This window comes from Actinosynnema sp. NPDC037264 (genome assembly GCF_055603705.1).
The window spans coordinates 131,782-145,202 of record NZ_JBVJVK010000020.1 but is presented as its reverse complement, the minus strand read 5'-3'; the positions used below and the strand labels follow the sequence as shown (position 1 = coordinate 145,202).

Below are 13,421 nucleotides of genomic sequence, written 5' to 3'. Positions count from 1 at the left end.
AGCTCCTCAAACGCCCCCACCACGTCACGAAGCGCCATGCCGGCCCGCCCCACCTGCACATCTTCACCAACACCGCCTAACTAAACGGCATTGGTCTCCACGACGGTGAAGTCCACCGCCGTCAAGGACGACGACAAGGACGACGAGGATGAGGGCAATAGGGGCAAGGGCAACGAGGACGTCGACGTCATCTACCCACTGATGACCCCTCCGAAGGGATCGCTGCAGGACCACCTCGTGCTGCGGATCAACGGGGACGACACGGCGGCCACGTTGACCTATCACGAGTACCTCGTCCTCATGGCCAGCATGCTCCGGGCACTGCTCGCGGCGCCCAAGCTCAAGGTGAGCCCGGCCGACCGCGACCGGCTGGACGCCATCACCTCCACGGCGTTCGGCCACATCGCCCGGCGTGGCCGGATCGAATCCGCCCAGGCGAAGGATCTCGCGCAGTGCGTTTCCGACATCGAGCGGATCGCGACGAGACTGAAGGACGACCAGCCCGGACAGGCCGACGACGAAGTGGAGCTGCTCAGGCTGACCGTCGGCCTGATCACGAAGATGGCCGGCAACTACGCCATTGTCGTAGTGCTGCCGCACGACGTGTTCCAAGGCGGCCGGGCCATCGTGACCTACCAGCGGTACATCATCCCGCACCTCGTCCGCGCCCCGGTCAGGCAGCTCGCCCGATACCTCCGCGACCGCGCCCGGATGCTGCTGGGCACCCGACCCATCAGCCTCGAGATCCAGCTGAACAACGCCGCGCTGGCCCGCTCCTACCACCTCAACGTGTTCGCCCCGGACGGCATGCACCTCGGCGAACAGGAGTTGATCAACGGCAACGGCCGGTTCAGCTCTCGCAACGAGGCGCGCAAGCCCTCCGATCCCTACAAGCGCTTCCGCAAGCGCCTCGGCCAGGGGTACCTGCACCTGTACCTCCGGTCCATCCCGGCCGACCTCGCCGACAACCTGCGGGTGCGGATGCGCTTCCACGAGACCCCGCCCGGATCCATGGCCCCGACGATGATGGCGGCACTCGCGAGCTTCGCGTTGATCTACATCGCGGGCGTGGTGATCTCGGCGGCCAACAAGACGTTCGACAGCGACTTCCCGGCGCTCGTCCTCGCGTTCCCCGCGCTGGCCGCGGCCTTCGTGGGCTTCGACAAAGGCGCGGGCCAACTGCTCGGCGGCACCTTGGCCTCACGCGCATCGTCGCTGACCACGATCATCATCTCGCTGCTGGCGAGCGGTCTGTACATGGCGCAGACGGCGGACGAGATGACCAGGAAGTCGACGTTCGAACTGATGCTGATCGACAGCACCTGGTGGCAACTGCTCGCATCTTTGGCATTGCTGAACTTCACAGTTTCTTCATTCGTCTGGGTGACACGGACGTACAGCTACTACTGGCTCGCCTCGCGGGACACGGGCGAAAACACCGGATGGGACGGTCACCGATGAGTTTGACCAGCGACCAGCGCATTGACCCGGACCCGGACTTACCCCATACTCCGTCCATGCCGGGCGACGGGTTACGCGACAGGTCGGGATACGACCTCGGCACGGGCCTGCTCGGCAAACTCCTGCGTCTCCTCGAAAGGCTTTCCGCGCGAGCCGCGCACTCCGATTCGGAATCGAAGTGGTCGGTGTACACAGGTGAAGGACGGGCCACCGCCGCGGGCAACGAGTGGATTCAGAACATCGACGTGGAAAGATTGCTCCGCCGGCCGGTCGCCCGAGCGGCGTTCGCCGCGACCGTAGTGATCAACAACAAACGTGAAGCCACCGGCGAGGCAGGCGAGGCCGCACTGCTGGAGGAGTACCGACGGCAGTTGCGCCGCATCCAGGACGAAGAGCGGGCCAACCGCCCGTCCACCTGACCGTCGTCACCGGATTCAGCCGCGGCCCCGACCTCACGTCACGCGGAAGATCACCGGGTTGCTCGCCTTGCCCGCCACCACCGCGGTGAGCAGGTAGTCGCCCGCGCCCAGCCTGGAGTGCTTGCGGCACCCCGGCTCCGACGTGCCGCCCGTCCACCGCAGGCCGTAGCTGAACCGCTCCCCCGGCTGCATCACGCGCACCTCGGACCCCCGGGTGGCGAAGCAGTCGTTGCTCGACCACAGCCGCGTCGCGCCGTCCACGCTCGTCACGACCAGCTCGCGCACCTGCCGCCCGATCTCCTTCGCGCACGGCAGCGGGCCGGTGTTGGAGATGACGATCGTGAACCCCACGGGCTGCCCGGCGGGAGCGGAGGGCTGGTCCACCTCGGCCACCACGGCCACCTGCGCGTCGTCGCACGGCGGTGGCGGACCCGGCGGCAGGGTGGGAGGAGGGGACGCGGGCGGCGGAGGGGGTGTCGTCGAGGACGACGAGGCGACCACGGGCGTCGCGGGCGGCTCCGGCGGGCGGGACGACGGCTGGGCGGCCACCGGCGCCGGGTCGCCGCGCCCGACCAGCACGCCGACCAGCCAGACCACGAGCACCAGCGCGACCACCGACCCGGCGACCGCCAGCGCGCGGCGCCGCCAGTACACCGACCGCGGGTGCGGGCCTGTGTGCTCGGTCACGCCGTCGAAGGTAGCCGGGTCACCTGGAATTGCCCGGGAGGCATCGGTCCTCCGATGAGGTGAACGTGAGGTTCGCCCCGATCCACTTGCCCGCCATGCGGGAGCCGGGTTCCAATCCGAGGGAACACGGGAGGTGTGCGATGACCGCGATCGACGAGCTGCTGCGCCGCAACGCCGAATTGGGCAACATCGTTCCCGGCGACCGTTCCTCGCCGCGACCTTCGATGAACGTGGCCATCCTGACCTGCATGGACTCCCGCATCCGGGTGTTCGAGATCTTCGGTCTCCAGCAGGGTGAGGCGCACGTGCTGCGCAACGCCGGCGGTGTGGTGACCGACGACATGATCCGCTCGCTGGCGCTGAGCCAGCGCAAGCTCGGCACCCGCGAGGTGCTGCTGGTCCACCACACGAACTGCGGCCTGCAACTGGTCACCGAGGACGAGTTCAAGGACGAGCTGGAGCAGGACTCCGGCCTGCGCCCCACGTGGTCGGTGGAGGCGTTCCGCGAGGTGAAGGACAGCGTGCGCGGCTCGATGAACCGGGTGCGGCACAGCGCCTTCCTCCCGCACCGCGACCAGGTGCGCGGCTTCGTCTACGACGTGCACACCGGAGAGCTGACCGAAGTCGTGTGACCGGGCGGCTAACCGGTCGTGGAAGACTGTGCGTCGCTATGAGCCTGGACGCCGAGCTCCTCCTCGACTGGTTCGCCGACACCGCCCGCGACCTGCCCTGGCGACGGCCGGAGTGCACGGCGTGGGGCGTGCTGGTCAGCGAGATCATGTTGCAGCAGACCCCCGTCGCGCGGGTCGAACCGATCTGGCACGAGTGGCTGGCCCGCTGGCCGACGCCGTCGGCGATGGCCGCGGCGACCCAGGGCGAGGTGCTGCGGGCCTGGGGCAAGCTCGGCTACCCGCGCCGCGCCCTCCGGCTGCACGCCGCCGCGCAGGCCATCGCCGAGCTGCACGACGACGTGGTCCCGAGCGACGTGGACACCCTCCTGGCCCTGCCGGGCATCGGCGCGTACACGGCACGGGCCGTCGCGGCGTTCGCCTACGGGCAGCGGTGCCCGGTGGTCGACACGAACGTCCGCCGCGTCGTGGCACGGGCCGTGCACGGCGCGGGCGACGCCGGTCCGCCGTCCACCACCAAGGACATGAAGGACGTCGAAGCCCTCCTCCCCGAAGAAAAGGCGCGCGCCGCGGTCTACTCCGCCGCCCTGATGGAGCTGGGGGCGCTCGTCTGCACGGCCCGCGCGCCCAAGTGCGCCGACTGCCCCGTGTTCGCCGCGTGCGCGTGGCAGCTCAACGGCCGTCCCGCGTACGACGGCCCGGCGAAGGTCGTGCAGAAGTTCGCGGGCACCGACCGGCAGGTGCGCGGCCTGCTGCTGGACGTGCTGCGCGGCACCAGCGAACCCGTGGCGAAGACCCGGCTCGACGTGGTCTGGTCGGACGCGGGCCAGCGGGACCGGTGCCTGCACTCGCTGCTCGTCGACGGCCTGGTCGAGCAGACCGACGAGGGCCTGTTCGCGCTGCCCGGGGAGCACTGACCGTGCACGTGCTCGTGGTGTTCTTCGACGCCGAGGCCGACCAGGCCGTGCGGTCCCTGTGGCGGCGGATCGGCGCGAGGTCGCAGCTGCCGCCGCACCTGACGTACGCGGCGGCGGGCACGATCGGGCCGAAGGTGCGCGCCGAGCTGCGCGAGGACCTGTCCCGGCTGTGGCTGCCCGACGTCTGGCTGCACACCCTCAGCGCCACGGAGAACACGCTGCAGCTCGGCGCGGTCGTCGACGCCGAGCTGCTGGCCGTGCACTCGGCCGTGCACGACGTCCTCGCGGGCCGCGTGAAGCACCCGAACAGCCGGCACCTGCCGGGCAGCTGGGTGCCGCACTGCACGCTGGTCGACGGCGAGGACGCCGAGGTGAAGGCCGCGTTCGCCGAGCTGCACCCGATCACGCCGATCCGCGCCAAGACCCGCGAGATGGCGATCGTGGACACTCAGACGGGGTCGATCGACCCGCTCAGGAACGCCTCCACCGCGCCCCGGTAGACCTCCGGCGCCTCGTCGTGCACGACGTGCCCGGACTCCGGCACCACCAGGTGCGTCCCCCCGGTCCGCCGCGCCACCTCGGCCATCTGCCCGGCCCGCAGCCCGCCGCGACCCGCCTCGACCACGAGCGTCGGGCACCGGATCGCGTCCACGTGATCCCAGTACGCCCGCTCACCCCACTCGGAGGCGATCTCGTACAGGTCGGGCAGGTGCGCGATGAGGTGCCAGCCGTCCTCGCGCTCCTCGAACATCTCCTCCACCCGCGGCACGTCCACGACCGTCCGGACGTGCGCCAGGGACTCGAACGCGGACGGCCACGAGTCGAAGTACCACTTCCACTCGTCGACCGTGCGGCCGCGGTTGTCCGGCACCACGTCCTCGGCCACGACCGCGCGCACCAGGTCGGGCCGGGTCGCGGCGAGCGCCCACGCGTGCAGCCCGCCCATCGAGTGCCCGATCACCACGGCGGGCGCGAGGTCGTGCCGCTCGATCACCTCGGCGGCGTCGGCGACGAAGTCCTCCGTCCGGTACGGCCCCCGCACCGGGTTGCGGCCGTGCCCCCGCGCGTCCGGGGCGACCACCCGCCCGTACGGCTTGAGCCACTGCGCGACCGTCCACCACGTGCTCGCCCGGCTCATCAGGCCGTGGAGCAGCAGGATGCCCTGCCCCGATCCCCCGAACTCCGCAACGCTCATGCGTGCATCATGTCGGCATGGCCATCAGTCCCAAGGCGCGCCCGTACCTGATCGTCGTCATCGTGGTGCTGGTGGTGGCCGGGATCGTGGTGGCCAGGCTGCCGAGGGACCAGCCGGGCGCGACGCCGACGCCGCCGCCCGCGACCACCCCCTCCGTGGTGAACGCCGAGGGCGGCGACGGCGCGGGTGACGCGTACTACCCGCAGGACGGCAACACCGGCTACGACGTCAGCGCGTACGACGTGTCGGTCACCTACGACCCGGCGACGAAGCGGCTGGACGGGGTCGCGAGGATCACCGCCAGGGCGACCGCCGACCTGTCCCGGTTCAACCTCGACCTGTACGCGCTGGAGGTCTCCGGCGTCGACGTGCGCGATCAGGCGGCCGACTACCGCCAGGAGGGCGACCACGAGCTGGTCGTCACGCCCGGAGCGCCCTTGGCCGACGGCGAGGAGTTCACCACCACCGTCCGGTACGGCGGCGTGCCGACCCTGTTCGAGGACCGCGCGCTGGGCCGCAGCGGCTGGCAGGTCTCCGCGTCCGGCGGCGCGTTCGCGGCGGGCGAGCCGCACTCGGCGACCACCTGGTTCCCCGCCAACGACACCCCGCGCGACAAGGCGTCGTTCGCGCTGACCGCCCGCGTGCCGGAGGGCTGGTCGGTGATCTCCAATGGCGTCGAGGGCGGCTCCACCACCGCCGACGGCTGGACGTCGTTCCGCTGGGTCGCCGAGCAGCCGATGGCCACCTACCTGACCACGATCGCGATCGACCGGTGGACCGTCGAGCGGTCCACGCTGCCCGACGGCACGCCCGTGGTGGACGCCTACGCGCCGGGCGCGGAGGGCGGCAGGCAGCACCAGGAGCGGCTGCCGGAGGTGCTCGCGTTCCTGTCGGAGAAGTTCGGGCCCTACCCGTTCTCCTCGGCGGGCGGGATCTTCCTGGCCGACGACATCGGCTTCTCGCTGGAGACCCAGACCCGGCCCATCTACGCGGGCTGGGCCGACCTCGACACCGTGGTGCACGAGCAGGCGCACCAGTGGTTCGGCGACTCGGTGAGCCTGGAGAACTGGGCCGACATCTGCCTGAACGAGTGCTTCGCCTCCTACGCCCAGTGGCTGTGGGCGGAGGCCAAGCAGGGCGTCGACCTGGACGACCGCTACCTCGCCGAGGTCGAGCGGGTCGCCGACCGCGAGACGTACTGGGGCCGCAAGCTCTACGACATGGGCCGCGGCAACGAGTTCCGCGGCGTCTACGACAAGGGGCAGCTCGCCCTGCACGCGTTGCGCCGCCAGATCGGCGACCCCGCCTTCGACCGCGTGGTCAAGGACTGGACGGCCGCGAACCGGGGCGGCAACGCGTCGTGGCCGGAGTTCGAGGCGCACGCGGAGCAGGTGTCGGGGCAGGACCTGGACGCGTTCTTCACCGCGTGGTTCCGCGGCGACGAGGCGCCCGCCGACGAGTTCCTGTACCCGGGTCCGCTGCGCCGGTGACTCGCCGGACCGGCCGGTGAAACTGGCTACAGTGGTTACATGGCCACCTGGACGAGGACGCTGACCCGCCCGGACGGGCAGAGCTTCCGCTTCGACCCCGGCAGCTTCGCGATGGAACTCCTGGTCAGCGGCGGTCCAGGCGAACTGCGCGTGTTCGAGGCGCTGCACCGGCCGGACGACCTGGCCGCGTGGCTGGTCGACTCGTGCCTGGCCGCGACCGCGCCGTTCACCGCGGCCGACGTGCGCGTCACCGAAGCCGAGCTGGTCGCGGTGAAGCGGCTGCGTGACGCGTTCTGGGGAGTGGCGCGGGCGTTGGCCGAGGGCGCCGACCTGCCGGCGGAGGGCCTGGAGGTGCTGAACGCGGCCACCGCCGAGACGCCCCGGCCGGTCGTCGACCCCCGCACGCGGGCGCTCACCTGGGCCCGGCCGATCACCGGCACGCAGGTGCTCGGCGCGGCGGCCCGTGACGCGGTCGAGCTCGTCGCGCACGGCGGCGTGCGGGCGTGCTCGGCGGCCGACTGCGGACTGCTGTTCGTGGACGCGTCCCGGGCGGGCAACCGCCGCTGGTGCTCGATGGAGCGGTGCGGCAACAGGCACAAGGTCCGCGCGCACCGCGCCCGCCACGAGACGGAACCGGCCGCGGCGCAGTAACGTCGGGGCATGGCTGTTGTGAAGATCAATGCGATCCACGTGCCCGACGGCTCGGGCCCGGAGCTGGAGAAGCGGTTCGCCGCGCGGCTGGGCGCGGTGGACTCCGAGCCCGGTTTCCTCGGCTTCCAGCTCCTGCGGCCGGTCAAGGGCGACGAGCGGTACTTCGTGGTCACGCAGTGGGAGACCGAAGAGGACTTCCAGAACTGGATGGGCGGCCGGGCCAAGGAGGCGCACTCGGGCGAGCGCGCCAAGCCGGTCGGCACCGGGTCCGACCTGCTGGAGTTCGAGGTCGTGCTCAGCTCCCAAGCGAAGAAGTGACTCCCCCGGAAGTGGCATCCCGGCGGTGAACGAGGCGCTCGACCGCGCGGCGGAGCTGATCTCCTCCGCCGACGCGGTGCTGGTGTGCGCGGGCGCGGGGATGGGCGTCGACTCCGGCCTGCCCGACTTCCGCGGCGCGGCCGGCTTCTGGCAGGCGTACCCGCCCTACGAGCGGCTGGGGCTGCGGTTCGAGGAACTGGCCGACCCGGTGCACTTCGTGGAGGACCCGACGCTCGCCTGGGGCTTCTACGGGCACCGGCTCGACCTGTACCGGCGCACGATGCCGCACGACGGGTTCCGCGTGCTGCGCGAGTGGGGCGCGCGGGTGTTCACGTCGAACGTGGACGGCCAGTTCCAGCGGGCCGGGTTCGCCGACGTGGCCGAGGTGCACGGGTCGATCCACCACCTGCAGTGCGTGGAGCCGTGCACGGACGACGTGTGGCCCGCCGACGACGTCGTGGTGGACGTGGACCCCGAGTCGATGCGCGCGACCGGGCCGCTGCCGTCGTGCCGCAACTGCGGCGGGCTGGCGAGGCCGAACATCCTCATGTTCGGCGACTGGTCGTGGCTCGGCGGGCCGTCGCAGAAGGCGTTGGACGGGCTCGCCCAGTGGCGGCGCGCGCACCGGAACCTCGCCGTGCTGGAGCTGGGCGCGGGTGTCGCGGTGCCGACCGTGCGGCGTCAGGCGGAGCTGGCCAGTGCCGCGTCGGGCGCGTTGATCAGGATCAACCCGCGCGAGCCGGAGGTGCGGCACGGGCGTGGTGTGTCGTTGCCGATGGGCGCGCTGGCGGCGATCACCGAGTTGGCACGACGAATCGGGTGAGGACGGCCCGGTGGTCCGAGCCGGGGATGTCGACCACGGTGAACTCCTCCACCGGGCACCGCTCGTCGACCAGCACGTGGTCGATGGCCACCGGCGGCGGCCACAGCGCGCCGGCCAGCCAGGTCGGGTTCATGCCCGCGCCCACCTGGTCGGCGGCGTCCGCGTAACCGGTGTTGAGCAGCCGGCGCAGGCCCACGTGGTCCAGGGTGGCGTTGAAGTCGCCCGCGAGCACGCGCACCGGCCCGTCCAGCTCCCGTTCCGGCAGGCCCGCCATGTCGCGCTGCCAGCTCTCCGGCCCGGCGTCGACCACCGGCGGCAGCGGGTGCACGGACAGCACCTCGATGTCCTCGCCGGGCACGTCGACCAGCGCGCCCGCCTGGCGCAACGTGCTGGGCGGCGTGAGCGTGCGGGGGAACACCGGGTAGCGCGACGCGATGCCGGACCCGGAGCCGCCCGGCTCGTCGAGGAAGTGCCGGTAGGGCAGCACCTCGTCCAGGCCCGCGCGCTCGAAGTCGCGCACCATCTCCGGGGTCAGCTCCTGCAGCGTGAGCACGTCGACGTCGTGCGCCCGCACCGCCGCCACGACCGCCTCCGCGTCGGCCATGCCGACCAGCAGGTTCGCCGCCATCACGGTGACCTCCTGGCCGACGCCGACCGGCCGTGAGTCGGGGAACGCCCGCGGCGCGACCGCCGCCACCAGCACCACCGCGACCAGCAACGTCACCGTGCCGACCGCCCAGCGCCGCAGCAGCAGCGCCAGCGCACCCAGGACCACGCCTGCGGCGGTGAAGTAGGGCGTCAGGGCGGTCGTCGCGACCATGTACCGCGTGCCGTCGATGCCGAGCAGCCGGGTGAGCGCCGCGAGCAGGAAGGCGATGGCCGCCACCACCAGCAAGAACGTCGTCCCCTTGCGCCTGGTGCGGCGTTCCTCGATGTCGACCACGCGATCTAGTCTGCCTGAGTGGAAGTTTTGCTGACGGGGTTCGAGCCGTTCGGCGGGGAGGTCACCAACCCGTCGTGGGACGCGGTCGACGCCGTGCGACCGGACGGTTACCGACTGACGAAGTTGCGCCTGCCGTGCGTGTTCGACGAGTCGATCGCCGTGCTGCGGGACGCGCTCGCCGCGCATCGCCCCGACCTGGTCGTGTGCGTCGGCCAGGCGGGTGGGCGGGTCGGGATCACGCCGGAGCGCGTCGCGGTGAACCTGGACGACGCCCGGATCCCGGACAACGCGGGTGCACAGCCCATCGACGAGCCCGTGGTGCGAGGAGGGCCGGCGGCGTACTTCACCGGGCTGCCGGTGAAGGCGTGCGTGGCGGCGGTGGCGGCCGAGGGCATCCCGGCGTCGGTGTCGCACTCGGCGGGCACGTTCGTGTGCAACCACGTGTTCTACGGCCTCATGCACCTGATCGCGACCGAGCACCCGCACGTGCGCGGCGGGTTCGTGCACGTGCCGTTCTCGCCGGAGCAGGCCGAGGCGGGCGGCCACCCCAGCCTGCCGGTCGCCACCACGGCGCGGGCGCTGGAGCTGATCGTCCGCACGTCGCTGGCCACGTCCACCGACCTGCACGTCACCGCCGGCACCCTGCACTGACCCGCCGCAGCCCTGCACCAACCCCGCACCGATCTGCACCTGGATCTGCAAACCTGCATTAACGGCCGCAGACCGGCACCGAACCCTGCACCAACCCGCATTGACCTGGCACTGACCTGCACCAACAACTGCAAAGTTGCATTGACGGCCGTGGATCTGCACGCACCCCGGCGGACCTGCACTGACGGCCGGGGATTTGCATCGACCGGCGGACCTGCGCGGATCCTGGCACCGATCTCTGCGCCGATCCCTGCCCCGTCCCACGGCCCCCGACGGACCCCACCGAACCCTTCCGCCAGCCGTCCGCCGGCCGTCCACCGGCCGTCCGGAAAGCGAAACGCCCCCCGGGCGAACCCGGGGGGCGTTTCGGTCGATCGTCACATCAGGCGGACTCGGAGTCCGAGTCGCCGCCCGAGTCGCCACCGGAGGCGGCCAGGTCGACCGGCGGGGCGTCCGGCACCTGCAGCGGCTTGGTCTCGCCGCGGAAGGTGAAGTGCGCCTTGTCGTCGGCCTCGGACTCGCCGTCCCAGCCCTCGACGTCGGTGATGATGATCTGGCCGGCCTGGATCTCTCCGAACAGGATCTTCTCCGACAGCTGGTCCTCGATCTCGCGCTGGATCGTGCGGCGCAGTGGCCGGGCGCCCAGCACGGGGTCGAACCCGCGCTTGGCCAGCAGCCTCTTCGCGCGATCCGTGAGCTCGATCGCCATGTCCTTGTTCTTCAACTGCTGCTCGACGCGGGCGATCATCAGGTCCACCATCTTGATGATCTCGTCCTGCGTGAGCTGGTGGAAGACGATGATGTCGTCGATGCGGTTGAGGAACTCGGGCCGGAAGTGCTTCTTCAGCTCGTCGTTGACCTTGTTCTTCATGCGCTCGTAGTTGGACGCGGTGTCCTGACCCGAGGTGAAGCCCAAGCCGACGGCCTTGCTGATGTCCGACGTGCCCAGGTTGGACGTGAAGATGATGACGGTGTTCTTGAAGTCCACCGTCCGGCCCTGACCGTCGGTCAGGCGGCCGTCCTCCAACACCTGGAGCAGCGTGTTGTAGACCTCCTGGTGAGCCTTCTCGATCTCGTCGAACAGCACCACGGAGAACGGCTTGCGGCGCACCTTCTCGGTGAGCTGGCCGCCCTCTTCGTAGCCGACGTAGCCGGGAGGGGCACCGAACAGGCGCGACGCCGTGTAGCGGTCGTGGAACTCGCCCATGTCGATCTGGATGAGGGCGTCGTCCTCGCCGAACAGGAAGTTCGCCAGCGCCTTCGACAGCTCGGTCTTACCCACACCGGACGGGCCGGCGAAGATGAACGAGCCCGACGGGCGCTTCGGGTCCTTCAGACCCGCCCGCGTGCGGCGGATCGCCTGGCTGACCGCCTTGACGGCGTCGACCTGGCCGATGATCCGCTTGTGCAGCTCGTCCTCCATGCGGAGCAGACGCGTGGTCTCCTCCTCGGTGAGCTTGAACACGGGGATGCCGGTCCAGTTCGCCAGCACCTCGGCGATCTGCTCGTCGTCCACCTCGGCGACGACGTCGAGGTCGCCGTCCTTCCACTGCTTCTCCCGCTCGGCCTTCTGGCCCAGCAGCGTCTTCTCCTGGTCGCGGAGCTTCGCGGCGCGCTCGAAGTCCTGCGCGTCGATCGCGGACTCCTTGTCCCGGCGCACGTCGGCGATCTTCTCGTCGAACTCGCGCAGGTCCGGCGGCGCGGTCATCCGGCGGATGCGCATCCGCGCGCCCGCCTCGTCGATGAGGTCGATCGCCTTGTCCGGCAGGAACCGGTCGTTGATGTACCGGTCGGCCAGCGTGGCGGCGGCGACCAGCGCGGAGTCGGTGATCGAGACGCGGTGGTGCGCCTCGTACCGGTCCCGCAGACCCTTGAGGATCTCGATCGTGTGCTCCAGCGACGGCTCGCCGACCTGGATCGGCTGGAACCGGCGCTCGAGGGCGGGGTCCTTCTCGACGTACTTGCGGTACTCGTCGAGGGTGGTCGCGCCGATGGTCTGGAGCTCGCCGCGGGCCAGCATGGGCTTGAGGATCGACGCGGCGTCGATCGCGCCCTCGGCGGCGCCGGCGCCCACCAGGGTGTGGATCTCGTCGATGAACAGGATGATGTCGCCGCGCGTGCGGATCTCCTTGAGCACCTTCTTCAGGCGCTCTTCGAAGTCACCGCGGTAGCGCGAGCCCGCGACCAGCGAACCCAGGTCCAGCGTGTAGAGCTGCTTGTCCTTGAGCGTCTCGGGCACCTCGCCCTTGACCACCATCTGGGCCAGGCCCTCGACGACGGCGGTCTTGCCCACGCCGGGCTCGCCGATCAGGACCGGGTTGTTCTTGGTGCGGCGGGACAGCACCTGCATGACCCGCTCGATCTCCTTGGTGCGCCCGATCACCGGGTCGAGCTTGCCCTCCCGCGCGCTGGCGGTCAGGTTGCGCCCGAACTGGTCGAGGACCAGGGACGAGGACGGGGTGCCCTCACCGCGGCCGCCGGACTCGGCCGGCTCCTTGCCGCCGGAGTAGCCGGACAGGAGCTGGAGGACCTGCTGGCGCACCCGGTTGAGGTCCGCGCCGAGCTTGACCAGCACCTGCGCGGCGACGCCCTCGCCCTCGCGGATCAGGCCGAGCAGGATGTGCTCCGTGCCGATGTAGTTGTGTCCGAGCTGCAGCGCTTCGCGCAGTGACAGCTCGAGCACCTTCTTGGCGCGCGGGGTGAAGGGGATGTGGCCGGATGGGGCCTGCTGACCCTGGCCGATGATCTCTTCGACCTGCTGGCGGACGCCCTCCAGCGCGATCCCCAACGACTCCAGCGCCTTGGCGGCGACACCTTCACCCTCGTGGATCAACCCCAGGAGGATGTGCTCGGTGCCGATGTAGTTGTGGTTGAGCATCCGGGCCTCTTCTTGGGCCAGGACAACCACCCGCCTCGCGCGGTCGGTGAACCTTTCGAACATTCGCACTCCCTGACTGCTGCGCCGGCGGTCCTCGGGCTCACCCCTGGCCGACCGTCTGGCTGACCGTTGGAGAGCGCGGCACCGTGGGACCACTGTAGTCGTCAGCCCCGACACTCTCAGTTCCCGATCGCAGGCAGCCGTCTTCGGGGATCTCTGACATCGGTATCAACGCGTGATCTGCCAGCGAGATTCCACGGAACGGGCGTTGTCCGCTGAGCGCGAACATTCAGCCGTTCGGCGACATCCGGGGTGACCGGGGTCACCGAGGCGGTGCAAGTTAGGCGAACCTCGGTAAG

14 protein-coding genes are annotated in these 13,421 nt (G+C 70.7%); 10 read left to right on the top strand and 4 right to left on the bottom strand.

Annotation, left to right across the window (positions count from 1 at the left end):
- Window positions 1-105 precede the first annotated feature (105 nt).
- Together ACZ7GX_RS23020 and ACZ7GX_RS23015 are read left to right on the top strand one after the other, a co-directional pair.
- Window positions 106-1,461: a hypothetical protein gene (locus tag ACZ7GX_RS23020; RefSeq protein ID WP_498779361.1), complete on the top strand. Its 1,356-nt coding sequence runs from the start codon at window positions 106-108 to the stop codon at window positions 1,459-1,461.
- Window positions 1,458-1,880: a hypothetical protein gene (locus ACZ7GX_RS23015; protein WP_498779359.1), complete on the top strand. Its 423-nt coding sequence runs from the start codon at window positions 1,458-1,460 to the stop codon at window positions 1,878-1,880. The genes ACZ7GX_RS23020 and ACZ7GX_RS23015 overlap by 4 nt, the downstream gene beginning before the upstream one ends.
- 33 nt (window positions 1,881-1,913) lie before the next feature.
- On the opposite strand, the gene ACZ7GX_RS23010 is transcribed toward ACZ7GX_RS23015, so the two are convergent.
- Window positions 1,914-2,567, bottom strand: coding sequence for a hypothetical protein (locus ACZ7GX_RS23010; protein WP_498779357.1), 654 nt, complete (start codon window positions 2,565-2,567; stop codon window positions 1,914-1,916).
- Window positions 2,568-2,707: 140 nt separating this feature from the next.
- Here ACZ7GX_RS23010 and ACZ7GX_RS23005 point away from each other — a divergent pair, with 140 nt between their 5' ends.
- Genes ACZ7GX_RS23005 through ACZ7GX_RS22995 form a run of 3 tightly spaced genes read left to right on the top strand, consistent with a single transcriptional unit; the run spans window position 2,708 to window position 4,613 of the window.
- A complete protein-coding gene (locus ACZ7GX_RS23005; protein ID WP_498779355.1) occupies window positions 2,708-3,199 on the top strand; it encodes a beta-class carbonic anhydrase in 492 nt (163 codons plus the stop codon).
- A 38-nt stretch (window positions 3,200-3,237) separates the two neighbouring features.
- Window positions 3,238-4,113: an HhH-GPD family protein gene (locus ACZ7GX_RS23000; protein ID WP_498779353.1), complete on the top strand. Its 876-nt coding sequence runs from the start codon at window positions 3,238-3,240 to the stop codon at window positions 4,111-4,113.
- Window positions 4,114-4,115: 2 nt separating this feature from the next.
- Window positions 4,116-4,613 (top strand): 2'-5' RNA ligase family protein, encoded by a 498-nt coding sequence (locus tag ACZ7GX_RS22995; protein WP_498779352.1) that lies wholly within the window; start codon window positions 4,116-4,118, stop codon window positions 4,611-4,613.
- Here the strand turns inward: ACZ7GX_RS22995 and ACZ7GX_RS22990 are convergent.
- Window positions 4,562-5,308 (bottom strand): alpha/beta fold hydrolase, encoded by a 747-nt coding sequence (locus tag ACZ7GX_RS22990; protein ID WP_498779351.1) that lies wholly within the window; start codon window positions 5,306-5,308, stop codon window positions 4,562-4,564. The genes ACZ7GX_RS22995 and ACZ7GX_RS22990 overlap by 52 nt on opposite strands.
- Window positions 5,309-5,325: 17 nt before the next feature.
- On the opposite strand from ACZ7GX_RS22990, the gene ACZ7GX_RS22985 reads away from it, so the two are divergent.
- From ACZ7GX_RS22985 to ACZ7GX_RS22970, 4 genes are read left to right on the top strand one after another with little or no spacing between them, the layout of a single operon-like run.
- Window positions 5,326-6,798 (top strand): M1 family metallopeptidase, encoded by a 1,473-nt coding sequence (locus ACZ7GX_RS22985; protein ID WP_498779349.1) that lies wholly within the window; start codon window positions 5,326-5,328, stop codon window positions 6,796-6,798.
- A 39-nt stretch (window positions 6,799-6,837) separates the two neighbouring features.
- Window positions 6,838-7,449, top strand: coding sequence for a CGNR zinc finger domain-containing protein (locus tag ACZ7GX_RS22980; RefSeq protein WP_498779348.1), 612 nt, complete (start codon window positions 6,838-6,840; stop codon window positions 7,447-7,449).
- 9 nt (window positions 7,450-7,458) lie between these two features.
- Window positions 7,459-7,767 carry an antibiotic biosynthesis monooxygenase family protein gene (locus tag ACZ7GX_RS22975; protein ID WP_123744476.1) on the top strand — a complete coding sequence of 103 codons (309 nt, stop codon included), beginning with the start codon at window positions 7,459-7,461 and terminating at the stop codon, window positions 7,765-7,767.
- A 25-nt stretch (window positions 7,768-7,792) separates the two neighbouring features.
- On the top strand, window positions 7,793-8,590 hold the full coding sequence (locus ACZ7GX_RS22970; RefSeq protein ID WP_498779346.1) for an SIR2 family NAD-dependent protein deacylase: 798 nt from the start codon (window positions 7,793-7,795) through the stop codon (window positions 8,588-8,590).
- On the opposite strand, the gene ACZ7GX_RS22965 is transcribed toward ACZ7GX_RS22970, so the two are convergent.
- Entirely contained in the window at window positions 8,562-9,533 is a 972-nt protein-coding gene (locus tag ACZ7GX_RS22965) for an endonuclease/exonuclease/phosphatase family protein (RefSeq protein ID WP_498779344.1), read from the bottom strand. The genes ACZ7GX_RS22970 and ACZ7GX_RS22965 overlap by 29 nt on opposite strands.
- Window positions 9,534-9,551: 18 nt before the next feature.
- On the opposite strand from ACZ7GX_RS22965, the gene pcp reads away from it, so the two are divergent.
- Window positions 9,552-10,184 carry a pyroglutamyl-peptidase I gene (gene pcp, locus ACZ7GX_RS22960; protein ID WP_498779343.1) on the top strand — a complete coding sequence of 211 codons (633 nt, stop codon included), beginning with the start codon at window positions 9,552-9,554 and terminating at the stop codon, window positions 10,182-10,184.
- A gap of 382 nt (window positions 10,185-10,566) precedes the next feature.
- On the opposite strand, the gene ACZ7GX_RS22955 is transcribed toward pcp, so the two are convergent.
- Complete coding sequence (locus ACZ7GX_RS22955) at window positions 10,567-13,125, bottom strand: ATP-dependent Clp protease ATP-binding subunit (protein ID WP_498779341.1); 2,559 nt, start codon at window positions 13,123-13,125, stop codon at window positions 10,567-10,569.
- Window positions 13,126-13,421 lie beyond the last annotated feature (296 nt).

What these genes read in the sequence shown, in the direction of transcription:
- ACZ7GX_RS22975 (WP_123744476.1), top strand. Translation starts at nt 7,459, where the DNA reads ATGGCTGTTGTGAAGATCAATGCGATCCACGTGCCCGACGGCTCGGGC.
- ACZ7GX_RS23000 (WP_498779353.1), top strand. Translation starts at nt 3,238, where the DNA reads ATGAGCCTGGACGCCGAGCTCCTCCTCGACTGGTTCGCCGACACCGCC.
- ACZ7GX_RS23015 (WP_498779359.1), top strand. Translation starts at nt 1,458, where the DNA reads ATGAGTTTGACCAGCGACCAGCGCATTGACCCGGACCCGGACTTACCC.
- ACZ7GX_RS23005 (WP_498779355.1), top strand. Translation starts at nt 2,708, where the DNA reads ATGACCGCGATCGACGAGCTGCTGCGCCGCAACGCCGAATTGGGCAAC.
- ACZ7GX_RS22985 (WP_498779349.1), top strand. Translation starts at nt 5,326, where the DNA reads ATGGCCATCAGTCCCAAGGCGCGCCCGTACCTGATCGTCGTCATCGTG.
- ACZ7GX_RS22980 (WP_498779348.1), top strand. Translation starts at nt 6,838, where the DNA reads ATGGCCACCTGGACGAGGACGCTGACCCGCCCGGACGGGCAGAGCTTC.
- ACZ7GX_RS22990 (WP_498779351.1), bottom strand. Translation starts at nt 5,308, where the DNA reads ATGAGCGTTGCGGAGTTCGGGGGATCGGGGCAGGGCATCCTGCTGCTC.
- ACZ7GX_RS22955 (WP_498779341.1), bottom strand. Translation starts at nt 13,125, where the DNA reads ATGTTCGAAAGGTTCACCGACCGCGCGAGGCGGGTGGTTGTCCTGGCC.